The following is a 22865-nucleotide window of genomic DNA, read 5'->3' as shown; positions in this document are numbered from 1 at the left end:
TCATATCATATGAGCTTTTTTTTGATTTAACAACGAATGTCAAACTGTCCCATATTCTAATTGATTTATTATAGTAAGAGGTCTGGTTTACATCATATTGTAAATTATACAGCTACATGCGCTACCTTAATTGATAAAGAAAAAACCGCCCATCACAATTTGGGCGGCGGTTTTTTCATTGTCTAGCTCCTATTAGTCCCTTAACTTCTTTCATGATATCTTCAAGGGATGTGACTATTCCTTTATCGTCCTTATAGCTAATGTGCTTCGGTTGAAAATGAATGGGCGAATCCAAACCAGCAGCGGCTGAGATTCGATATAATCCTTTTCTAAGGGTAACAAGAAAGTTGACTACGCGGTATTTCTTTTCATCGATGACAAGTGCTTTTTGCAATTCTGGATCGGTGGTTGCTACCCCGACAGGGCAAGCATTGGATTGACATTTCATCGTCTGTATACATCCAATGGCAATCATGAAACCTCGAGCTATGTTAACAAGGTCGGCCCCCATGGCAAGAGCTATCGCTATTCTATCAGGCGTGAACAATTTACCGGAGGCGATGATTTTTACCCGATTGCGGACACCGTATTTTTCCAGGGTCGATACTAAAATCGGCAAAGCTGATTTTATCGGTAATCCTACGCTATCGATCAATTCCTGATAAGATGCACCCGTGCCGCCTTCACCGCCATCCAATGAAATGAAATCCGGACCTTTCCCGGTTTCTTTCATATAGCTAGCTAGCTCTTCAACACTTTCATTGCCACCGATGACCATTTTGATACCGACCGGGATGCCTGTATGCTCCCTGATTTTTTCGATAAAATCGCACATGGATTCTACGTCATTGAATTGATGAAACCGATTCGGACTATCGATAGCTTTGTACGGTACGACCTTACGGATTTCAGCGATTTCGGGATTAACTTTTTCAGCATCAATATGTCCTCCACGAGTTTTGGCACCTTGAGCCAATTTGATTTCAAATGCTTTTATTTCTGGTATTTCACTTTTTCTTTTTAACTCATCCCAATCCATTTCGCCGATACTATCTCGAACCCCAAACATGGCTGGACCGATTTGCATGATTATATCGACGCCCCCAATTAAATGATAAGGAGAAAGTCCACCTTCCCCTGTATTCATCCATGTGCCTTTTGCGGCGGCCAATCCCTCAGACAGGGCAGTGATTGCATTCTTCCCCAAAGAGCCATAACTCATGGCGGACATGCCGATAAGACCTTTTAATCGAAAGGGATTTTTAGTGTTTGGGCCGATGATCACGGCATCTTCATCATCCAATAAGAATGCAGAGGATACTTCATCTCCCCATTGTTCTTCTCGCTGTGAGAAAAGCGGGTCTTTCAAAAGAATGTATCTTTTAGTCGATACTTTTGTTTCTCTATCGTATTTTTCTTCTTCGGCCAATTTTGGGAACATGCTATTATTAACAAAAAAACCTTCTTCATCAAAGTCCCGTTTTGAACCAAAACCAATGACATCTCGTAAATATTTTGAACTTTTCACCATATGTTCATAGTCATCCCGGGAAAAGGGTTTTCCTTCATTATCACTGTTAAACCAATATTGCCGCATTTCAGGGCCGATTTTTTCCAGAAAGTAACGTATCCTCCCTAGCACTGGGTAATTCCTTAAAATTGCATGATGCTTCTGCATGCGGTCAAAGAAAATCATATAAAGTAATAGGAAAAACAAGACAATGATGATGATGAAGATAATGGAAAATCCAAGGATTATTAAAATATTTGCGATACCACTCATCCAATCCCTCCTGATATGGAAAAAAATCATGTAATGTTAATCTACTCGGTACCTCGATCAATTATACAGAATTCCAATGTAAGGTCTTAATAGGGATAGAAACGAAAAAAATTTAAATGAGCAGTCTTATTTCACAATTTCCTTCAACGATTTTTTTAATCGGTATATAAAGGAATTACGATTTATATACATTCTTTTTGCACATTCCCCGATATTTAAGTTACTTAGGAAAATGGTGCAGAGTTTCAAACCATGGAGGGTGAGGGACCATTATTTTATTATAGCTAAAAAATTAAATACATTATGTCATACTAATTTTCATTTAGTTTGGGCGATGATTAACATATTCCCTAAGATTATAATTAAATAAATATTAAAATAAATTCAAAGGGGGCCTGAGAATGAAAATTGTCATTGCACCAGATTCTTATAAGGGAAGTTTGTCAGCATTAGGGGCTTTCGAAAGCAATCGAGCGAGGGGTGAGGAAGGCTCTGCCGGATGCCAAGACAGAATTGGTTCCTGTAGCGGATGGTGGTGAAGGTACGATGGATAGCCTTGTGACAGTTACAAACGGGCGAAAAGTTGAAGTGACCGTTAAAGGACCTTTATTTGAAGACATACCGGCAGCATATGGAATCTTGGGGGATCAAGAAACATGTGTGATTGAAATGGCTAGTGCATCCGGTTTATGCCTAGTCAATCCAGAAGAGTTGAACCCATTGATCACTACTACATACGGTACAGGAGAGCTCATTCAAAAAGCATTGGATGATGGCTATCGAAAGTTCATTTTAGCAATTGGGGGTAGCGCTACCAACGACGCCGGCGTTGGAATGCTCCAGGCTTTGGGAATGAGGGCATTTGATGCAGTTGGTAATCCGATGGGATTCGGTGGAGCCGAATTGTCGCGCATATCAGAAATAAATACGGAGGATTGATCCAAGAATAGCAGATTCCGAGTTTTTGATTGCCTCGGATGTTCAAAATCCGTTAGTCGGGCCGGAAGGGGCATCAAGTGTATTCGGACCCCAAAAAAGGGGCGACTCCTGCCATGGTTGAGATGCAAGATAAGGCTTTACCATCATGGGCTGATTTAGTGGAAGTCAAGACAGGCTTCACTTGCATGATAAAGCTGGTGCTGCATGTGGAATCGGTAGTGCCTTTCAAGCCTTTTTCAATGCGGAAACAAAAAGGGGCGTAGATATTGTTATGGAATATACGAAACTGGGTGAAAAACTATACGATGCTGATTGTGTCTTTACCGGTGAGGACCTAATCGATCGATTACCTAACAGCTTTAGAAAAAACACCGATGGGAGTTGCACAAGAAGCGAAAAAGCATGGTATTCCCGTATTCGTTTTGGCTGGATCAATCGGAACTGGTATTGAAGCTTTATATGATCATGGAATAACAAGTGTTCATAGTCTGGTGAAAGCTCCAATACCTTTAAAGGAAGCTATGGAAAGAGGAGCTCAATTTTTGGAATTTTCAGCTGAACAAGTAATGCGGACCTTTTTGGCAGCGAATACAAATAGAGGGTAATCATTGTTTGTTATTTATTGTTTTGGTTATAGCGTGTTCTGGCGACAACCAAATGTAAGCTTCATCCGTTCTTATCGTTACTTCTAGGCACTTTATTTGTGAGTTTTGCCTCTGGAATGCCTCTAAATCAGATTGTGGAGAAAATTAACGGCGGTTTTTGCAGACTGATGACAAGCATTGGACTTGTAATCGTTTTCGGTACAATAATCGGAACATAGTAATAATGGACAAACGGAGAGGCGTAAAACGCTTCTCTTTTTTATGCTTTCAATAAATTATAATTTCATTTTTATGTTGGTGTAAGAACTAAAATAGTGTATGATGCATAGTATAAGGTATGGTGTACGTCACATAGTATAGAGAAGAGGTGATTGGATGAGCAATTTACTGAATTCATTAACAACTGAGCTGCGCAGAGGCACTTTAACGCTAGCTGTTCTAAGTCAGCTCAAAACCCCTCAGTATGGGTACTCGCTTGTCCAGCGTTTAGAGAAGTCGGGAATTACCATTGATCAAAGTACTTTATATCCTTTGCTTCGCCGCCTGGAAAAACAAGAATTGGTGACCAGCAGCTGGGATACTTCTGAAAGTAGACCGCGCAAGTATTATTCTTTAAGTGATTATGGGGGAGAAATTTTCATTCAGTTAAAGCAAGAATGGGAAAAAACGTCACAAGAACTTTATATATTATTAAAAGGAGAGGAAGAAGATGGAGCTGATTGAACTTTATATTCAGGAAGTGACTCGCAGGCTGCCAGAAAAAAGTCGGGAGGATATTGCGCTTGAGCTTCAGTCAACAATCGAAGATATGCTTCCGGAGAATCATACGGAGCAAGATGTAAAAGCGGTTCTATTAAAATTAGGAGATCCTGTTACACTGGCTAGTGGTTATCGCGATCGCCCGATGCATCTGATTGGACCACGTTATTATGATGTATATATCAGTCTGTTGAAAATGATTTTGCCTATCGCTGCAGTTATATCACTAATCGGGTTAGTAGGGGATAATCCGTTTCGGGATATGGGGGATAATACGGTTATGGACGCGGTTCTCACCATAATCGGGAAAGCGATAGCAGGTATCATCAGTACAGGTATCCAAGTGTTTTTCTGGCTAACGCTTTCATTTGCCATTTTAGAACGCATGGATACTTCAAAAGACCAGTCTCCTTTAACGAAAGATTTGAAACCATGGACACCGGAAAACCTAAAAGATATTCCGAACATTTCAAAGAAAAAGGCCATTCATATGATCGAGGTCTTTGCAAGTTTGTTAGGTCTTTCTGTATTTGCGGCCCTTTATTTCAATGCAGCAAACCTCCTTGGCGTCTATGAAAAAAGAAATGGCAGCCTCATTTTTGTGACACCTTCTTTCAATCAAGAGGTATTGAATTCCTATTGGCTGCTGATTTCTTGCGTCGTAATCTTTGGAGTGATCTTGGCCATATACAAATTATTCTTGAGACAGTGGACTCTGAAACTTGCTTTTTTCCATGCCATTTACCAGCTGCTATCCACTCTGACTTTCATCATCGTCATCAGTAATCCGAATTTATTGAATCCGGAATTCATTGCATACGAAATGACACTGTTTTCAATTGATGATTCAATTGATGAATGGAAAAACTCGATTTACTGGGGGCTTATATTCATCACAATCTTTTTTGCCGCCTACGATTCCTATCAAGGCTTTCGAAAAGCAAAAATCCGTTAAGGCACAGCATCCTTGCTGTGTTTTTTTGTATGAGGGTTTAATTGGTAAGTGGGGAAGGGAGGGAGATAATTCAAGGCTGTGGGCTGATATGAAGGCACTACTGGGTATTTCTCAAGTACTAGCGGGAAACAAAAAAACCTCATATGTTATATAGTTTATAGCTAACTATACGGCATATGAGGTGTGGCATTTAACCCATTTTTTTATTGAACTGCATCGAACTGATTAACTTTCCACTTAGATCCGGACTTATAAAATGTTACAGTTCTTTTTACTGATTCACCGTCGACTGTAGGTACAGTTAAATTGTAGGATCTTACGTTTAATTTTTGATAGACTAATTTAATTTTTGCTTTTTTCCACTCCAACATGCTGTCGCCGTCTCCGATAGGACGGGCTAATTTCCCTTTATGGGTAATGTAGTTATATTTATTCAGGCCTTTTTCAACTGCATTATTGGTAAATGTCTCTGCTAAGTAGTTAGTCAATTTAGCTTTTGTATTGAATTCTTGGCAAAGGTATGAATACTCTGTCCCTTTATAATTGAATGTTTTTTGTGAACATGAACGATTAGTGTACCCATGTAATGCATTCCAAAAATGTTTGCTGGCATTATCGGCTATCTTTAATGCATTTTCGTTTGATAAATTCTGTGATGTGGTTTGTGCGGTAACTTGAGCACTCAATGTGAAAAATAGAATGATAATGGATAATAGTATACCTGAAAATTTTTTCATACTTAATCTCCCCAATCCCTAATAGGATACTTATGTAACGAAAGTTTAATTAATATTACAATTGTTACATTTATATTACAACATGATTAGCATAAGTAAAAGAGAAATATTGTTAATTTTTAAATTTAATTTTGGTTTTCATTAAATATACATAAATTGTTCACTTTATTCTTTTTGAAAGGAGCGTTCATCCAGTTGTAAAATGAAATGGTGATACGGAAGGACAACGGCTGTTACATACTTCATATTCCACTAACTGGCCTATTTAAAACCCAGTAGTTAATTCTTTTGCAATATCTGGACAAGTTAATTCAATATATTTTCATTTATATCAATATATGTGCAAAGAACTGAAATTTCCTGGTTAGAACCCTAAAATAAAAAAATAAAGGTTTGACAGCCTTTCTAATCTTACCGTATGATAAACAATATAATTGAATACATTCTCCTAAGGGGAGTAGCTTTTACAACAATGTCGTCATTACGGAGTTCATAGCTCTCGGTGTTGTTGGCAGCATATTGTTGTTAGCCAGACCTTACCTATGGGTAAAGGTCTATTTTATTTTAGTAAACCTTTACCAAAATGGGTAAAGGTTTTTTTGTAGTGATGCATACCTAGGAAATGTATGAACTTTTGGGTTGATAATAGAAACAAATAAATATAAATGGAGTGTGTTCTTTGATACTTAGAAAATCTTTGTTACTTTTAGGGATAGGTTCGGCACAAATTGATTTAATCCTTCCGAAAAATACGTATAAATCTGGTGAATGTATAAATGGGTATTTCTTGATTAAAGGTGGTACACAAGAGCAAAGAATAAGGAGAATTGAATGTGATTTAATAATGGATACTCATTCGACAGGGATGGAAAATACCCTTAAGACGAGCACCATTTTATCTTCAAGTGTGATTAAGTCTGGAGAAAGTAATGAAATTCCTTTTAACTTTTGTCTGCCTACGTTGGAGGAGCCTTATAAGGGAGGGGTTTCCTATCGCCTTAAAACGAGACTCATACTTGATAAAGGGATAATAGGCAAAGATGACGACTGGCTTTTAATCGATTCTGAATAAAGTGGAAATGTAGGTGGAACATGGACTTCTTGAATATAACTGAGCGTGCTTTGGATTTCCTGGAAGAATTCTTATTAATGAGGCTTTTTATATCGGCATTACTGTTAATGGCGGTTTATTATATTTTGAATAAAATGGTCGAATGGTTCTTTAAGAGGTCCGCCTTTTTTGATGAAGAAGTGGAAAAAACGATACAGGGGGTTACTCGTTCTACACTTAGGTACGGCATTGCTGCGATTTTCCTCATTTATCTGATTGGACAGTTCATAGACCTAAAAGGAATTTTAGCTGGAGCTGGGATTGTAGGGGTCGTTATCGGATTTGCGGCACAGCAAATGCTTAAAGATATCTTATTGGGATTTGTAAGGCTGTCAGATAATGAATTCCGAGTAGGGAATTTTGTGACTTTCAATGGGACAAGTTCCGGAACCGTAGAGGAAATCGGTATCCGGTTCATGCAGATCAGGGAATGGTCAGGAAAATTGCTGACAATCCCACACAGTGAAATCAGGACGATTCAAAATTTTAATAAAGGGAGAATGCGAATCATTGAGCGCATTACAGTAAGTTACCAAGAAAATCCTGAAAAGGTAAAACGGCTGTTGGAAGATATATGCATTATCTGCAATGAGAAGTATGGTGAAACCCTGCTAAGGCTAGAGGATGGTACACCTGAAGAGGATTTTAGATACATTGGCATTACGGATTTAAATCCGAATCTCAAATATGTTGGATATGAACTATGCTTAGTCGGACTTGTTAAACCTGAACATTACTTTGAAACAGCAAGAAGTGTGAGGTTTGAAATGATGACTGCTTTACATGAGCATCAAATTCTAATGCCATCATCCCATTTGCTTGTACAGGCAAATCAGAATCATGAACGTATGATGGGGAGCTGAAAAGAAGAATCACACTTGCTTGAGGTCATGAAGATAATGAGCGTGAAGTGTAACAAACGGCACTAACATTACTCAGCTACATATCCTTAAAACTTAAGGATATAAAAGGGCTTTCTTTTAAAGGAAGTCCGTTTTTTTGTACAAAAAATTGAACACGCCTCGCCAAAAAAAGTATTATTTTTATGGATTTTACCTTGATTTATCAGATTAAATCGATTATTATGAAATTAACATAAAATGGAAGGGTGACCTTGAAACGATGATCATTTAATCCTATTCTTTAAGAAAAAAATGCGTGATAAATACGATCTTTTTTTCTGGATAGGATTAGTCTGTACATTAAAATACAAACAAAGATCATTGTGTTCCTTCCATTAGGAATATTTTGCCTTTTTAAATTTGTATTGTACTGCCTCCTGTCCAGAAATTTCTCAGGAGGTTTTTATATTGGAAAAAAACACATCTTTACCATTAAGTAATAAGGAACAGAACATATTTAAAAATCGTGTTTTTCAGGCCATTATCTTTTCAGGCTTGTTTTTACAAATAGGAATCTGGGTACGAAATTTTGCCGTTTTGTTATTCGTCATGGAAAAGACAAACGGTGATGCCTTTGCCATTTCAATGATTTCAGTAGCGGAATTCGCACCAATTTTCATTTTTTCATTTATTGGTGGAACTTTTGCTGACCGCTGGAGTCCGAAAAAAACGATGGTTTGGTGTGATATTTTAAGTGCAATATCCGTTTTTGCTGTGCTTATCGCACTTATCTTCGGTAGTTGGAAAATGGTGTTTTTTGCAACGTTGATTTCGGCGATACTTTCTCAATTTTCTCAGCCATCAGGCATGAAGCTATTTAAGATGCACTTACCAGAAAGTCAAATTCAGACAGGGATGTCAGTTTATCAGACCGTCTTCGCAGTATTTATGGTTCTAGGTCCGATTCTCGGTACATTTGCCTACCAATCATTCGGAATCAATATCTCGATTGGAATCACCGGCTTGGCGTTTTTACTTTCAGCTGGAGCACTCGCTTTCCTTCCAAAAGATCGCGAACTGGATGTAGAAACTGCAAAAACAACATTATGGCAAGAAATGAAAAGCGGAGTGAGCTACGTGTTGCGAAAAAAAGAACTAAGTCTGCTTGGTTTATGTTTTTTAGCCGCCGGGCTCGGACTGGGTTTCATTCAACCGCTTTCGATATTCCTTGTTACCGAACAACTCCACCTGCCTAAGGAAAACCTACAATGGTTATTTATGGTGAATGGGTTCGGTATGATTTTAGGCGGAGCTGGTGTGATGATTTTTGCCAAAAAGGTGGCACCTCAGAGATTATTAGCTTTAGGAATGCTTGTGAATGCCATTGGATTGGCGGTAATGGGGCTGTCAACAAATCTTTGGATAACACTTACTGCCGAGTTCTTTAATGGGTTGATGCTGCCTTGTATTCAAATAGGGATCAATACATTGATATTGCAGAGGACAGAAGGCGAGTTCATTGGAAGGGTCAATGGAATCTTAAGCCCATTATTCACTGGTTCGATGGTTTTGACTATGAGTGCGGCAGGCGTGTTGAAGGAGCAATTTTCACTCGTCGCCATTTTTGAAACCGCGGCATTCTTTTTTATTCTAGGTATGGTTTTCATTTTGCCATTGTACAATCAAAAGGCGGAAACACAAACCCTGGAAACTCACTAATAGGCATGGAAAAAGTGTTGTAACCTAGTGAATTACTGGGGAATAAAAGAAAAAATTCTCCATTCAACTCAAAAGGGTGTAACTTAGCTATATCCATATAGGACCAAAAAAAGGCAGCCAATTCCGGCTGCTTTTCTATTTTTCTTTCTGTGACAAGGTTAAAATCTATCCCGGTAGACTCAACGGAGCGATATTTTTTCCAACAACAAATTCTGGATAAACAATTATTTTTAGACTACTGGTAAATACTAATAATGGCTTGTTGTTACTTATGCATTTTTGAAGGTCATATTTATAACAACAGATATGTGAATAGCTTAAATGATAAAGGAGAAAAGTTAATGATCCTTAAAGACATAATGAAAGAAGAAATAAACTGGGATCTGCCGAAGGACATTGAAGATATATCCATCACAGGGGTAACCGATAATTCTAAAGAAATTAAGGATGGATACCTTTTTGTTGCCGTAAACGGATATAAGGCCGATGGCCATAATTACATTAAAGATGCAATACGTCTAGGGGCATCGGTTGTAATAGGCGAACGTGATATTAAGGGATTGGATGTTCCTTATCTACGTGTAGGAAACAGTCGAAAAGCATTAGGAACAATCGCGAAAAGGTTTTACGGGGATCCCAGCAATCAAAAAATTATGATAGGAATTACGGGTACAAACGGAAAAACCACAACAAGCTATATGCTTCAACAAATATTAGAAGAGAATGGGGTAACCTGTTCCGTCATTGGGACGATACAGCATATTATCAATGGAAACAAAGTCGATTCCCATAATACGACTCCAGGTACCATTGAATTGAATTCCTTGCTGGCTGCCAGTAAGGACATGGTTGTCATTATGGAAGTGTCTTCGCATGGTTTAGCTCAATATCGTTTAGAAGGAATTGAATTTGATTTCTGTGTCTTCACGAATTTATATCATGACCATCTTGACTTCCACGGTACGATGGAGGATTATTTCCTGGCTAAATTACTGCTTTTTGAAAAATTGAAACCCAATGGTCTTGCGATTATTAATGGAGATGATTTCTGGGGAGAAAAACTACAAGAATACTTACGGGAGAAAAATGTCAGTACCTATGTATTTGGAAAATCCAATCGCTTCGATTTAACGATCACCAATTATAATACCGCAACGACCCCCTTTATTTTATTGAATGAGCATCATGACTTTGTGAAAATTGAATTACCATTACCTGGACTTCATAATTTATATAACGCAACCGCAGCGTATTCCATAGCGAAGATGTTTCCGATCAAAAAAGAGGAAATTCTCATGTCACTAAAACAATTTTCTGGTGTGCCAGGAAGATTTGAAATGTATAAGAAAGAAGATGGACCGACAATAGTCATCGATTATGCTCATACTGCTGATGCCATTCATCACATGCTTCAAACTGCCAAAGAATGCGGGGCGGAAAAGATTTTTCATATCTTTGGTTTCCGAGGTGGTCGAGATACAACCAAAAGGGCAGAAATGGTTAAAGTATCATCGGAATATAGTGATGTATCGATTTTGACGATGGATGATTTGAATTCGGAGGGAATTGATGTGATGGAATCGTCACTCAATAAACTGCAAAGCGATTACTCTTCTGGTAATGGGAAGGTTATTCCAGATAGGACTTTTGCCATCCAGGAGGCAATACACGAAGGTAAGGAAGGGGATTGGATTATCATTACAGGAAAAGGTATAGAGAGGTATGAACAAGATTTCGGATTGCCTACTATTTCTGACAAAGAAACGGTATTATATCTACAAAATAAAGACCAAGGTGATTTTATCGGTTATTTTGATCAATAATTTGATACTAACGAATGCTATCCATTTCCATTCGAAAGCCATTTTATATTTGAATGGCCAGTTAATGGTGATAATTAACATTGTATGATTTGAGGATTTCCTGTAATATAAAAATACAAGCTGCACTGTTCGTAATGATAATAAAGTTTTAACCTTTAAGCTGTAATAGGGAGTTTTATATTGAAACAGGAATGTTATGCCTCGTCACTGACTTGGACAACAGGATTGTTTCTGCAAACACCCACTTTGAGGAGTGGTGGTTTAAAACTTTCTTACTGGGTACGGCAATGGCGGCTTACATCTTTAATATTGAAACCGGTCTCGCTTCGAGGCCGGTTTTTTGGTTTTTCCAATAATTAATGCACTAAATGAATTGCATGTACCGCTTTATAGTCTGAAAAACCAAACCGAAAAGCATTTTGAAGAAAATGCCATTGTTCATAGATTTACTTCTTTGGAGACATCACTCTTTTTTTGTATATCGGTTGGCATAACTTGAGGCAACGAAGGCATTGGGCTTAATTTTCGGTTCCACTCCCATGGATTCCATCCTTGCTACCATTTCATTTACAAACTCACTGGTTTTGTTCCGCTTTCCAATCCCTATATCAATATGGCCTTCCATGATGAACGTTGCCCCTTGATATACGGCAGGCAGGACAATATCGATTAACTGATTTTTCCTTTCCTCCGTAAACATGGATACAATCTCCTCAGTTAACGACAATTCTTTGGAAATTCGCTCATGTAAATGCAGCATCCTTCTAGGGATCATCACTTTCCTTATACAACCCCACACACCATTCCCGACCTGCCGTATTACGATGCCTGTAATGAAAACCGTATGTTTTTTATGTACTTGCGAATCTGTACCAACCATTAATCGAAAGTTACCGGATGGATTTAATTTCATGAATTCTACAATATGAACGAATACCTCTTCGAATGACATGTTTTTTTCTTGAAGATTTTGAAATGGAATGTTATGAATTGAATTTTGCTTCATATTATTGCACCCAACCTTTCCTCGGATATAATCTGATTATTAAATATCAAATATCTACATGCCGCTCATAACACATCATATGAAGGAGGTCCTTGTTTCGTGCCGTGGGAAGAACCCGCCGTTAAATGATGATGGTCATCATTTGAGGGTAATTCAACAATGAGATGTGCTTATGATTGCTAAATCTTGTACATATGTAATGTTTGCGATTTAAGAATGAGGAATTTGTAACGAAGAGAAGCCTGTGCATTAGGCTTCTCTTTTTTTGTAAGGAGAATATTACGAAAAACTTATTGGAGTATTCGATTGGTGTATCTCGTCTTTAACTGGAAAATACTTAAAGCTTGTGACTTTATATCACCTTAGAAACCCGAATATCATTCAATTCCTATGGCGGAGTTATGTTTATAGAAGAAAACCTAATTGAAATTATTAAAATTTTAACAAATAACCAATATAAAGTACTCAAATTTTATAACTTTCAAAAAAAAGTGTGTAATGTTTTCTCACATAAACAAAGAATTCTCGCTTTTATAAGAGTAAAATAAACGAATATTCAATTAATAAAGTATGGGAGAGATGAAAATGAAAATAACTGAATTGAAAAAAAGCGGTCATGCACCGTCATTATTAGCTTCATTCCTTTATTTTGATATTAGTTTTATGATTTGGGTATTATTAGGTGCGCTCGGTGTCTATATTACAAAGGATTTCGGTCTTTCGCCAGCTGAAAAAGGTTTGATTGTAGCTATTCCGATTTTGGGAGGCTCGTTTTTCCGGCTCGTTCTTGGTTTTTTGACTGATCGCATCGGTCCACGGAAAACCTCGATCGGCGGGATGCTTGTTACGATGATTCCACTTTTTTGGGGATGGTTATTCGGAGAAAGTTTAGCGGAGCTCTATTTAATTGGGATTTTGCTAGGAGTGGCTGGTGCAAGTTTTGCTGCAGCACTTCCAATGGCTAGTCGCTGGTATCCCCCTCATTTGCAGGGTCTTGCGATGGGCATTGCGGGAGCCGGTAACAGCGGAACTCTGTTTGCGACCCTGTTTGGACCGCGTATCGCAGAGTCAATTGGCTGGCATAATGTTATGGGGTTAGCTTTGATTCCATTAACCATCGTGTTTGTCATTTATATTTTAATCGCAAAAGACGCACCATCTCAACCGCCTGCAAAACCGCTCAAGGAATATTTCACAGTATTTAAAATAGCAGATACATGGTATTTCTGTATTCTCTACAGTGTGACTTTTGGGGGATTTGTTGGGTTCACTAGCTTTTTAAGCATCTTTTTTGTTGATGAATATGGGTTAACACGAATAAGGGCAGGGGAATTTGTTACATTATGTGTCATCGCCGGAAGTTTCTTTCGTCCCGTCGGAGGCTTTATTGCCGATAAAATAGGTGGAGTTAAACTGCTAATGTTTTTATTTATTGGACTAACATTATGTATGTTCGGTATTAGTTTTCTTTATTCTTTTTCTACCGTTACGATTTTACTGTTTATCGGAATGTTATTTCTCGGTATGGGTAACGGGGCTGTCTTTCAGTTAGTTCCACAGCGATTTTCTAAAGAAATTGGTTTCATTACAGGAATTGTAGGAGCTGCCGGAGGCGTTGGCGGATTCTTGGTTCCAAACATACTAGGAACGTTGAAACAGATAACTGGGACATACGCTACAGGATTTTTAGTATTTTCCATAATTGGAATCGTGGCGTTACTAATCCTGGTTCTAGCTCAGCTTTCATGGAGAAAAACGTGGGTACTCGGAAAGAATTCAGTTAAGATTTAGAACCATGTTTACTACTTTTATTGGCTTATTTCATTACTTGTTTTTTGGGGGGATAAAATGTATAAACAAAAACTGGTCTTAATTGGGAACGGAATGGCGGGATTACGATGCGTTGAGGCGATCATAATGAATAATCCAAATGCTTTCGAGATTACTATTTTCGGAAGTGAACCACACGTTAACTATAATCGAATCTTATTGTCGACTGTGCTTCAAGGAAACACTTCGTTTGAAGATATCGCGATAAATGAACGAAACTGGTATACGAAGCATAATATCCAATTGTTCACGGGTGAAACGGTCGTGAAAATCGATAAAGAGACTCAAAAGATAAAAACAGACAAAAGAAGGGAAGTTTACTACGATAAGCTCATAATTGCTACAGGTTCTGTCCCATTTATTCTTCCTGTTACCGGTGTTGATAAAGAAGGGGTTATTGCATTTCGGACGATTGAAGATTGCCAAAAGATGATTGAAAATTCACGGAAGTATAAAAAGGCAGTCGTCATTGGAGGCGGTTTATTAGGTTTAGAAGCAGCGAGAGGGCTGTTAAACCTTGGCATGGAAGTGAATGTTGTTCATATTGCTGAACACTTAATGGAAAGGCAGCTTGATTCAACGGCATCCATTTTGCTGCAAAAAGAGTTGAAAAACCAGGGAATGCACTTTCTTTTACAAAAGGAAACACAGGAGATAATCGGTAACGAGCGTGTAGAACGTGTCCGTTTTAAGGATGGAACGGAGCTGGAAGCCGATTTAGTCGTTATGGCTGCGGGAGTCAGACCGAATATTCAGTTGGCCAAAGAAAGCGGAATTGATATAAATCGTGCCATTATTGTAAACGACTATTTAGAAACAAGCGTCGCTAATATTTATGCGGTTGGTGAATGTGCTGAACATCAAGGCATTGTCTATGGACTGGTGAAACCTCTATATGAACAGGGGGAAGTGCTGGCAAAGCACATTTGTGAGATGAAATGCCAGGGATACCAAGGTTCTGTTCTTTCGACCCAGTTGAAAGTATCAGGTGTTGAGTTATTCTCTGTTGGAGATTTCCTAGGTGATGAAACAACGAAATCAATCACAACCTTTGATGAATTAGATGGTATTTATAAAAAGGTGGTCTTTCAAGGAAGAAAAATCATCGGTGCTGTGCTGTATGGAGATACAAAGGCCAGCACACGATTACTTGATATGATTTTAAAGAGACAAGAAGTATCATCGGAGGAAAAGGGTGCACTGTTCCAAACACCTGGTACTACTGAGGGACTAATCGCTTCAATGGCAAATCATGATATCATTTGCAATTGTAACGCTGTTTCAAAAGGGGCAATTATTGATGCCGTTCAAAATAAAGGATTAACAACAGTGGAACAAGTAAAACAATGTACAAAGGCTTCCGGTTCTTGCGGTGGGTGTAAGCCGGCAGTGACCGAGCTTTTGGCATATATTCAAAGTAATCTTTCTGATGAGGCTAATGTACAAAAGGTAATGTGCCCATGTACGACCTTAACGGAAGATGAAGTCGTGTATCAAATGCAGCTCCAAGACTTAACATCTGTTCAAGCTGTGATGGATGTTCTGGAATGGGGAAATAACGAAGGTTGTTCAATATGCAGGCCAGCCCTGAGCTATTATTTAGGAATGATTCATCCAGAGTATGAGACCAGACAGCAAACTCTTTTCATAAACGACCAAAAGAATGCAACAGTTCAAAGCGATAACCATTACTCTGTTATCCCACAAATGTACGGCGGTATGACGAATGCGAAAGACTTGCGAAAAATTGCAAATGTTGCTGATAAATATGATATATCGCAGGTGGCAATAACAAGTGAACAAAGGATTCATTTAATGGGTATAAAAAAAGAAGATCTCCCAGGTGTTTGGGCTGATTTAGACATGCCATTAAGTTCGAAATATGGCAATACCGTTCAAAACGTCAAAACATGTATCGGGGAACATGTTTGCCAATGTGACAAACAGCAATCCCTTTCACTTGCTGTAGACCTGGAAAAAAGATTTGAGCATCTTTTAACACCTTACCGCATTAAGATGGGCATATCTGCTTGTATGCACAATGGTGCAGGATCAACAACGAAAGATATAGGTGTTATGGGTGTTGACAGGGGCTGGGAAATCTATGTAGGGGGAAGCAGCGGGCGTAATGTGCGTGCCGGTGAACTGTTATGTGTAGCCGGGACAAATGAAGAAGCAATTGAAATCATCATCGGCTTTATTCAATATTATCGTGAAACGGCTAATTACTTAGAAAGGACTTGGCAATGGATTGAACGAGTGGGTTTAATTCATGTAAGGGAAGTATTGTTTGATAAGGAACTTAGTCAGCAACTTTCTCAACGATTGGAAATGGCGTAGCTCAGGGAAAGAACTAAAGTGGCAAGTACCTTTTGATGCTTCTAAGAGATACGAGTAAATGCTTGTAACATGAATACGATCCAAAGAAATCCATGAGCAAAGGGTGAGGAGCTTGACTGAATTATTATTAAAGTATTTCCGCATGAAGCAACAGGAGGTCCAATCAGAAAAAAGGTATGATACACAATGTCCATTTTGCAGCATGCAATGTAAGATGCAGCTTTTGGAACAAACAATAGTCACAAGAAAAAAGTATATGACGATTGGAAAAGATAATCCAACCTCAGAGGGGCGCTTATGCATTAAAGGTATGAATGCACACCAACATGCTTTGCATAACGATCGAATTAAATACCCATTATTAAAAAAAGATGGGGAATTTGTTCGCATTTCTTGGGAGGAAGCATTAAACCACATTAAGGAGAATTTCGCTAAGATTCAAACGGAGGATGGTATAAATGCATTATCTGTTTACGGGAGTGCCTCCATATCGAATGAAGAAGCATACTTGCTTGGAAAATTTGCAAGAGTAGCTTTAAAAACAAAGTATATAGATTATAATGGGCGTTTGTGCATGTCCGCAGCTGCTTCGGCAGCAAGCCAAACATTTGGTATGGATAGGGGCCTAACGAACAGCTTGTCAGAGGTTCCGTTCACGAAGTGTATTATTTTGGCAGGCACAAATATTGCGGAATGCCAGCCAACAATCATGCCGTACTTTGAGAAAGCAAAAGAAAACGGGGCGTATATAATTGCTGTGGATCCCCGAGAAACAGCAACAACGAAACTGGCTGACTTACATCTAAAAGTAAAACCAGGGATGGATGCCGCCTTGGCAAACGGATTATTGAAAGTAATTATCGAAGAGGGTTTTACTGATGAAACATTTATTCGGGAACGTGCAAATGGCTTTGATGAAGTTAAAGAGTATGTTTCATCTTTAGAGTTGGAAGAAATTTCAGAGATGACTGGGGTTCCAAGCGATCAAATCCGGAAAGCGGCTACAATGTTCGGGAAAGAAGAATCAGGTATGATTTTTACAGCAAGGGGTGTTGAGCAGCAAACGGATGGTTCTGCCGCCGTTCGGAATTTTCTTAATATTCTCATCACTACAGGTAAAATCGGAAAAGTGAATTCGGGCTATGGAGCAATTACTGGACAGGGAAATGGGCAGGGGGCAAGAGAGCATGGGCAAAAGGCAGACCAACTGCCGGGTTATCGTTTGATCGAAAATGAGGAACACAGATTACATATTGCACGAATATGGGGAATCGATGAGGCTGATTTGCCACGTAAAGGTGTCTCAGCATACGAAATGATAGAGAAAATAAATGAAGGTGAAATAACCGGCATGTTTTTAATGTGTTCTAATCCAGTTGTTTCCAATCCCAATGCAAACTTTGTCAAAAAGGCTTTGAAGAAATTAAAGTTTCTTGTATCAGTAGATATGTTTGTTTCAGAAACTGCTAGATTGGCTGATTTAATTTTACCTACATCGTCTTATTTAGAGGATGAAGGAACGATGACAAATTTAGAGGGACGGGTAACATTGCGGGAAGCAAGTTTTTCAAAACCCGGTGAAGTCAAGCATGATTGGCAAATAATTTGTGATATAGCAAAAGCACTTGGAAAAGGGGAGCATTTTTCCTTTCAATCTGCAAATGAGATTTTCAATGAATTAAGAGTGGCAAGCCGCGGGGGAACTTCTGATTATTATGGGATAACCTATGATCGTCTAAGAAAAGAAGGAGGCATTTTGTGGCCATGCCCAACCCTTGACCATAAAGGGACAAAAAGGTTGTTCGAAACTTCTTTTGCCCACCCGGATGGAAAGGCAGATATGGTTGTGGTTAATAATGTGCCTATTGTTCCAAAAGAACAGCCATGTACGGAGTTTCCACTTTATTTAACAACAGGAAGAATCATGTCACATTATTTAACAGGAGTGCAAACGAGAAAAAGCTCATCATTAGCAGCAAGAAATTTTGAATCATATATGGAAATTCATCCTGAAACAGCCAAGAAATATCATATTCCAGATACTACGTTGGTAAAAATTGAATCAAGGCGGGGAAGTATCGTTGTAAGAAGTAAATGGTCAGAAACTATTCGTCAAGATACTATATTCGTTCCTTTTCATTGGGCAGACTCACAAAATGTCAATCTCCTCGTTTCACAGGAGTTAGACCCGACATGCAAAATGCCAGGTTTTAAAGTAAGTGCCGTAAAAGTAAATCCCATAGTTGAGATAATGTCCAATTAAAGGGAGATTACTTCCCATTCAACATAATCAATTATCAAAATCTAGTTTAATCAAAATCTAATAAGATAGAGCCTAAGCGGACTGTATTCCATACCAATTAAGTTTTAAGGAAAAAGGCGCTTATTCATGACTATCAAAAAAGGGGAAAAAGGATGGGAAAAGGTAAGGTCTATATTGTTGGAGCTGGACCCGGTGATCCGGACTTAATTACTGTCAAAGCAACCAAATGTATCAAACAAGCAGATGTTATCATGTATGATCGATTGGTAAATCGTGAATTGCTGTTATACGGGAAGGCCGAAGCTGAATTCATTTATTGTGGTAAAGCACCTGGAAACCATTGTGTCTCTCAAGGGGACATTCACCAAATGTTAATTAGTAAATCAATGGAAGGAAAAACGGTCGTTCGGCTAAAAGGGGGAGATCCTTTCATCTTTGGACGAGGCGGCGATGAGGCAGAAGAGCTAGTAAAGCACGGAATTCAATTTGAAATAGTTCCTGGTATCACATCTGGAATTGCTGCTCCAGCTTATGCAGGAATTCCCGTGACTCATAGGGATTGGGGGAGTACCTTCGCAATTGTCTCGGGACACTGCGTGACTGGCAAACCTGATAACATCCACTGGAATCATTTGGCTAATGGTGTTGACACCATTGCTATTTATATGGGTATTAAAAACCTTCCTTATATATGTAACCAATTACGATCCTGCGGAAAGGACCCTCAAACTGCTATAGCTGTCATTGAACAGGGAACGACAGGTTTTCAACGAACTGTTATAGGCACAATCGATACAATTGTGGAGCTTGTTAAACGAGAGCAGGTCGCTAATCCCGCAATGATTGTAATAGGAGAAGTGGTGAAGTTATCCGATAAATTATCATGGTTTTCAGAGAAGAAAGAAGATAAGGAGTTTGCATAGAAGTGGAATGATTAGTGGATATTTGTTATTTTGCATTTAGTCAATTCCCCTTTAATTGTAAGGGATCCCTGTCCTGTATTTATAGTCCCTTTTTTGGGTTTGAGTTTCCCTTCTTTAATCCAAAAAGGGGAATGGTTCAACTGCAATGAAAATTGAAAACTGGACATGATATCATGTCCAGTCGTACTGTATGGGTTTATGGAAGTCTAACTATTGACGGTTATAAAAACCGTATTGGATCGGCTAATATTTCCGGAGCGCTAGCATAAATCAATTACGTGTGCCAAAGTGTGCATTTAATTGACCTTGCAGCATTTTCTTTCGCATTTTTTCCTGTTCGATTTTTCTATTTTCCTTTATTTTTTCCTGTCTAATTTCATTGGTTTGTACTCCATCCTCTATTTTATCTGCGATTTCCACTAATGCCTTGACATCGGAAAAGGAGTATTTACGGCTACCTCCTTTAGACCTTTCGGGGAAAACGAGTTTTCTTTCTTCGTAATACCGAATTTGTCTATCTGATAGACCGGTTAATTCTCTTACTACTCCTATGGAAATTACTTTTCTGTCAATATAAGAATCTTTTTGTGGCTGAACGATGAAAATCACCTCATTTTTGATTTAGGCTAGATCAATAATGATATTATATCCTAATTTTCTGAATATTTGTAATAAAAACTAACATTAATTATTAATTTTCAAAAATCATGTTAGATTATATAACACACTTGTTGTTATAAATATTGCCGTCACCTATAATCAAATACATAATCCTTTCAAAAAAATCTTATTGGAGGACAATACATGACGAAGCAAAAATTGGTACTAATTGGGAATGGTATGGCAGGAGTTAGATGTATAGAAGAAATTATGAAAATTCAACCGGAAAGGTATGAAGTTACTGTCTTCGGAAGTGAGCCACATCCGAATTACAATCGAATCCAACTATCGAATGTATTGCAAGGTGCTACGTCGATAGATGATATTACAATAAATGATTGGAACTGGTACAAAGATAACAATATTACACTGTTTTCAGGTGAAACAGTAACGAATATCGACACAATTAAACAAATCATATACTCAGATGGAAATCGTGAAGTCGAATATGATCAGTTAATTTTAGCTACCGGATCAATTCCTTTCATTCTACCGATAAATGGGGCGGATAAAAAAGGAGTGACAGCTTTTCGAAATATAGAAGATTGTGAAAAAATGATTGAATATTCAAAAAATAATAAAAAGGCAGCAGTCATTGGTGGAGGGTTATTGGGTCTTGAAGCAGCTAGAGGCCTTTTGAATCTAGGTATGCAGGTTGATGTCATTCATCTTGCGGAATATTTGATGGATAGGCAGCTCGATCCAACAGCAGGAAAAATGTTGCAAAAGGAACTTGAAAGCCAGGGAATGAATTTTTATCTTGGTAAACAAACGCAGGAGATTTTTGGTGAGACTGATGTTAAAGGATTACGCTTTAGAGATGGTGAGGAAATCAGCGCCGATTTAGTGGTCATGGCAGTTGGAATCAAACCAAATATTCAATTGGCCAAAAATAGCGGCATCCCTGTCAATCGAGGAATTATTGTGAACGATTATATGGAGACTGGAATCCTGAATATTTATGCCGTTGGTGAATGTGCGGAACACCGTGAGATGGTGTATGGTTTGGTCGCTCCCCTTTATGAACAGGGCAAAGTGTTAGCGAAAAGGATTTGCGGACTTAAAGGCGAAGCTTACGAGGGTTCAGTACTGTCTACCAAGTTAAAAGTATCTGGTGTTGATGTATTTTCGGCGGGGGAAATTTTCGAGGATGAAAAGGCCAAATCAATCAAGGAATTTAATGAATGGAACGGTACTTACAAAAAAGTAATGATCCGAAATGGGAAAATTTCTGGTGCGGTATTATTTGGGGATACAAAGGAAAGCAATAACCTTTTGAGCATGATCAATAAAAATGCCGAAGTTTCCGAATATTTAATAGCTGGAACGAGTGAAGAACTCAGTATTAGTCTTGTCAGTGCGATGTCAAACGAAGAAATTATCTGTGGCTGTAATGGTGTAACGAAGGGCGATATTGTATCGGCTATCGAATCTAAAGGGTTAACAAGTATTGATGAGGTAAAAGGCTGCACAAATGCTTCAAGATCATGTGGGGGTTGCAAGCCGTTAGTCGGTGATATTCTGGAGCTTACATTGGGCGATGATTTCAGCAAGTCAAATCAAAAGGAATCCATATGCACTTGCACCACTTTAACTAGAGATGAGGTTGTTGCTGAAATACGCGAAAAGAATTTGACCCATACTCGAGAAGTCATGAATGTTCTCGGCTGGAATACAAGTGATGGATGTTCGAAGTGTAAACCGGCATTGAACTATTACTTAGGTATGATTCATCCTGTTGAATATGAAGATGAAAAAGAGTCCCGCTATGTAAATGAAAGGTTACATGCAAATATTCAAAAGGATGGTACATTTTCTGTTGTGCCAAGAATGTATGGCGGCGTCACTAATCCCGATCAATTACGGAAAATAGCAAATGTTGCCGATAAGTATAATGTTAAGTTACTAAAGGTCACAGGCGGGCAGAGAATAGATTTGTTCGGCGTAGAGAAAGACGATCTACCAAGCGTTTGGGCCGATCTGGATATGCCTTCTGGATATGCTTATGGAAAAACCCTTCGAACAGTGAAAACATGCGTCGGTGAAAACTTTTGCCGCTTTGGCACTCAAGATTCGATTGGATTGGGCATTGCCCTGGAGAAGAAATTTGAACGTGTAGGCACACCGCATAAGGTTAAAATGGCTGTGTCGGCATGCCCCCGTAATTGTGCTGAATCCGGTATCAAAGATCTTGGTGTTGTCGGTGTTGACGGTGCGTGGGAAATTTATATTGGCGGCAACGGCGGAACACATTTAAGAGCTGCTGAATTATTATGCAAAGTGAAAACTAGTGATGAGGTAATCGAAATTACAGGTGCATACATCCAACATTATCGAGAGACTGCCAACTATTTAGAAAGAACGTCTGTCTGGGTTGAGCGTGTAGGGTTCGATACCATTAAAGCGGTTATCGGTGATAAGCAAAAAAGGATTGAGCTTAATCAACGTTTAAATGAGGCCTTATCGGTATTGCAAGAACCGTGGAAAGAAATTATTGAGAGCAATGCGATCCAAACCGATTTATTTCAAAAAGTGAAAATTCCAGTTATATCAAATAAATGAATTTGGGG

At 38.6% G+C, this 22865-nt stretch carries 18 protein-coding genes, 1 other RNA gene and 1 pseudogene; 15 read left to right on the top strand and 5 right to left on the bottom strand.

What is annotated here, in order from left to right; translation table 11 throughout:
* Positions 1–175: 175 nt before the first annotated feature.
* Positions 176–1783: an FMN-binding glutamate synthase family protein gene (locus tag ABIE66_RS13925; RefSeq protein ID WP_370015128.1), complete on the bottom strand. Its 1608-nt coding sequence runs from the start codon at positions 1781–1783 to the stop codon at positions 176–178.
* A gap of 126 nt (positions 1784–1909) precedes the next feature.
* Positions 1910–2032, bottom strand: a complete 123-nt coding sequence (locus ABIE66_RS13920; protein ID WP_353957912.1) for a helix-turn-helix domain-containing protein — start codon at positions 2030–2032, stop codon at positions 1910–1912.
* A 231-nt stretch (positions 2033–2263) separates the two neighbouring features.
* On the opposite strand from ABIE66_RS13920, the pseudogene ABIE66_RS13915 reads away from it, so the two are divergent.
* The 5 genes and pseudogenes from ABIE66_RS13915 to ABIE66_RS13895 all read left to right on the top strand — a co-directional run bounded on the left by ABIE66_RS13915 (position 2264) and on the right by ABIE66_RS13895 (position 5041).
* Positions 2264–3173, top strand: a pseudogene (locus tag ABIE66_RS13915) (glycerate kinase).
* Positions 3097–3327: a glycerate kinase gene (locus ABIE66_RS13910; RefSeq protein WP_370015127.1), complete on the top strand. Its 231-nt coding sequence runs from the start codon at positions 3097–3099 to the stop codon at positions 3325–3327. The pseudogene ABIE66_RS13915 and the gene ABIE66_RS13910 overlap by 77 nt, the downstream one beginning before the upstream one ends.
* Before the next feature lie 38 nt (positions 3328–3365).
* Positions 3366–3545: a GntT/GntP/DsdX family permease gene (locus ABIE66_RS13905; RefSeq protein ID WP_370017042.1), complete on the top strand. Its 180-nt coding sequence runs from the start codon at positions 3366–3368 to the stop codon at positions 3543–3545.
* Positions 3546–3702: 157 nt separating this feature from the next.
* The gene (locus tag ABIE66_RS13900) at positions 3703–4050 is read left to right on the top strand and encodes a PadR family transcriptional regulator (protein WP_289325150.1); all 348 of its coding nucleotides are present in this window, start codon (positions 3703–3705) and stop codon (positions 4048–4050) included.
* Positions 4037–5041: an HAAS signaling domain-containing protein gene (locus ABIE66_RS13895; RefSeq protein ID WP_370015126.1), complete on the top strand. Its 1005-nt coding sequence runs from the start codon at positions 4037–4039 to the stop codon at positions 5039–5041. The genes ABIE66_RS13900 and ABIE66_RS13895 overlap by 14 nt, the downstream gene beginning before the upstream one ends.
* Before the next feature lie 203 nt (positions 5042–5244).
* On the opposite strand, the gene ABIE66_RS13890 is transcribed toward ABIE66_RS13895, so the two are convergent.
* Positions 5245–5778: an IseA DL-endopeptidase inhibitor family protein gene (locus ABIE66_RS13890; RefSeq protein ID WP_370015125.1), complete on the bottom strand. Its 534-nt coding sequence runs from the start codon at positions 5776–5778 to the stop codon at positions 5245–5247.
* Between the two features lie 679 nt (positions 5779–6457).
* Here ABIE66_RS13890 and ABIE66_RS13885 point away from each other — a divergent pair.
* The 5 genes from ABIE66_RS13885 to ssrS all read left to right on the top strand — a co-directional run bounded on the left by ABIE66_RS13885 (position 6458) and on the right by ssrS (position 11574).
* Positions 6458–6850 carry a sporulation protein gene (locus ABIE66_RS13885; protein WP_370015124.1) on the top strand — a complete coding sequence of 131 codons (393 nt, stop codon included), beginning with the start codon at positions 6458–6460 and terminating at the stop codon, positions 6848–6850.
* A 20-nt stretch (positions 6851–6870) separates the two neighbouring features.
* A complete protein-coding gene (locus tag ABIE66_RS13880; protein ID WP_370015123.1) occupies positions 6871–7752 on the top strand; it encodes a mechanosensitive ion channel family protein in 882 nt (293 codons plus the stop codon).
* A gap of 447 nt (positions 7753–8199) precedes the next feature.
* Positions 8200–9450, top strand: coding sequence for an MFS transporter (locus ABIE66_RS13875; RefSeq protein WP_370015122.1), 1251 nt, complete (start codon positions 8200–8202; stop codon positions 9448–9450).
* Between the two features lie 341 nt (positions 9451–9791).
* Positions 9792–11273 carry a UDP-N-acetylmuramoyl-L-alanyl-D-glutamate--2,6-diaminopimelate ligase gene (locus tag ABIE66_RS13870; RefSeq protein ID WP_370015121.1) on the top strand — a complete coding sequence of 494 codons (1482 nt, stop codon included), beginning with the start codon at positions 9792–9794 and terminating at the stop codon, positions 11271–11273.
* Positions 11274–11387: 114 nt separating this feature from the next.
* Positions 11388–11574: non-coding RNA, 6S RNA (gene ssrS / locus ABIE66_RS13865), on the top strand.
* A gap of 162 nt (positions 11575–11736) precedes the next feature.
* On the opposite strand, the gene ABIE66_RS13860 is transcribed toward ssrS, so the two are convergent.
* Positions 11737–12279: a ribonuclease H-like YkuK family protein gene (locus ABIE66_RS13860; RefSeq protein ID WP_370015120.1), complete on the bottom strand. Its 543-nt coding sequence runs from the start codon at positions 12277–12279 to the stop codon at positions 11737–11739.
* A 585-nt stretch (positions 12280–12864) separates the two neighbouring features.
* Between ABIE66_RS13860 and ABIE66_RS13855 the strand changes: the two genes are divergently transcribed.
* From ABIE66_RS13855 to cobA, 4 genes are all read left to right on the top strand, one after another.
* Positions 12865–14070: a nitrate/nitrite transporter gene (locus ABIE66_RS13855; RefSeq protein ID WP_370015119.1), complete on the top strand. Its 1206-nt coding sequence runs from the start codon at positions 12865–12867 to the stop codon at positions 14068–14070.
* Between the two features lie 57 nt (positions 14071–14127).
* A complete protein-coding gene (nirB, locus tag ABIE66_RS13850) occupies positions 14128–16449 on the top strand; it encodes a nitrite reductase large subunit NirB (RefSeq protein WP_370015118.1) in 2322 nt (773 codons plus the stop codon).
* 112 nt (positions 16450–16561) lie between these two features.
* Positions 16562–18712: an assimilatory nitrate reductase catalytic subunit NasC gene (nasC, locus tag ABIE66_RS13845; protein ID WP_370015117.1), complete on the top strand. Its 2151-nt coding sequence runs from the start codon at positions 16562–16564 to the stop codon at positions 18710–18712.
* 152 nt (positions 18713–18864) lie between these two features.
* Positions 18865–19635: a uroporphyrinogen-III C-methyltransferase gene (gene cobA / locus ABIE66_RS13840; RefSeq protein ID WP_370015116.1), complete on the top strand. Its 771-nt coding sequence runs from the start codon at positions 18865–18867 to the stop codon at positions 19633–19635.
* Between the two features lie 270 nt (positions 19636–19905).
* Here the strand turns inward: cobA and ABIE66_RS13835 are convergent, their stop codons facing one another.
* The gene (locus ABIE66_RS13835) at positions 19906–20244 is read right to left on the bottom strand and encodes a MerR family transcriptional regulator (protein WP_289316351.1); all 339 of its coding nucleotides are present in this window, start codon (positions 20242–20244) and stop codon (positions 19906–19908) included.
* Between the two features lie 195 nt (positions 20245–20439).
* On the opposite strand from ABIE66_RS13835, the gene nirB (ABIE66_RS13830) reads away from it, so the two are divergent.
* Complete coding sequence (gene nirB, locus ABIE66_RS13830) at positions 20440–22857, top strand: nitrite reductase large subunit NirB (RefSeq protein WP_370015115.1); 2418 nt, start codon at positions 20440–20442, stop codon at positions 22855–22857.
* The last annotated feature ends 8 nt before the right edge of the window (positions 22858–22865 follow it).

The sequence above is a fragment of the Peribacillus sp. B2I2 genome, assembly GCF_041261685.1.
Lineage (GTDB): Bacteria > Bacillota > Bacilli > Bacillales > DSM-1321 > Peribacillus.
This window is presented reverse-complemented; position numbering and strand designations above follow the sequence as displayed.

Excerpts from the sequence above, each read along its gene's own strand:
- ABIE66_RS13870 (WP_370015121.1), top strand. The coding sequence starts at position 9,792 with ATGATCCTTAAAGACATAATGAAAGAAGAAATAAACTGGGATCTGCCG.
- cobA (WP_370015116.1), top strand. The coding sequence starts at position 18,865 with ATGGGAAAAGGTAAGGTCTATATTGTTGGAGCTGGACCCGGTGATCCG.
- ABIE66_RS13910 (WP_370015127.1), top strand. The coding sequence starts at position 3,097 with ATGGGAGTTGCACAAGAAGCGAAAAAGCATGGTATTCCCGTATTCGTT.
- ABIE66_RS13855 (WP_370015119.1), top strand. The coding sequence starts at position 12,865 with ATGAAAATAACTGAATTGAAAAAAAGCGGTCATGCACCGTCATTATTA.
- nirB (WP_370015115.1), top strand. The coding sequence starts at position 20,440 with ATGACGAAGCAAAAATTGGTACTAATTGGGAATGGTATGGCAGGAGTT.
- ABIE66_RS13890 (WP_370015125.1), bottom strand. The coding sequence starts at position 5,778 with ATGAAAAAATTTTCAGGTATACTATTATCCATTATCATTCTATTTTTC.
- ABIE66_RS13860 (WP_370015120.1), bottom strand. The coding sequence starts at position 12,279 with ATGAAGCAAAATTCAATTCATAACATTCCATTTCAAAATCTTCAAGAA.
- ABIE66_RS13925 (WP_370015128.1), bottom strand. The coding sequence starts at position 1,783 with ATGAGTGGTATCGCAAATATTTTAATAATCCTTGGATTTTCCATTATC.
- nirB (WP_370015118.1), top strand. The coding sequence starts at position 14,128 with ATGTATAAACAAAAACTGGTCTTAATTGGGAACGGAATGGCGGGATTA.
- ABIE66_RS13895 (WP_370015126.1), top strand. The coding sequence starts at position 4,037 with ATGGAGCTGATTGAACTTTATATTCAGGAAGTGACTCGCAGGCTGCCA.
- ABIE66_RS13880 (WP_370015123.1), top strand. The coding sequence starts at position 6,871 with ATGGACTTCTTGAATATAACTGAGCGTGCTTTGGATTTCCTGGAAGAA.
- ABIE66_RS13900 (WP_289325150.1), top strand. The coding sequence starts at position 3,703 with ATGAGCAATTTACTGAATTCATTAACAACTGAGCTGCGCAGAGGCACT.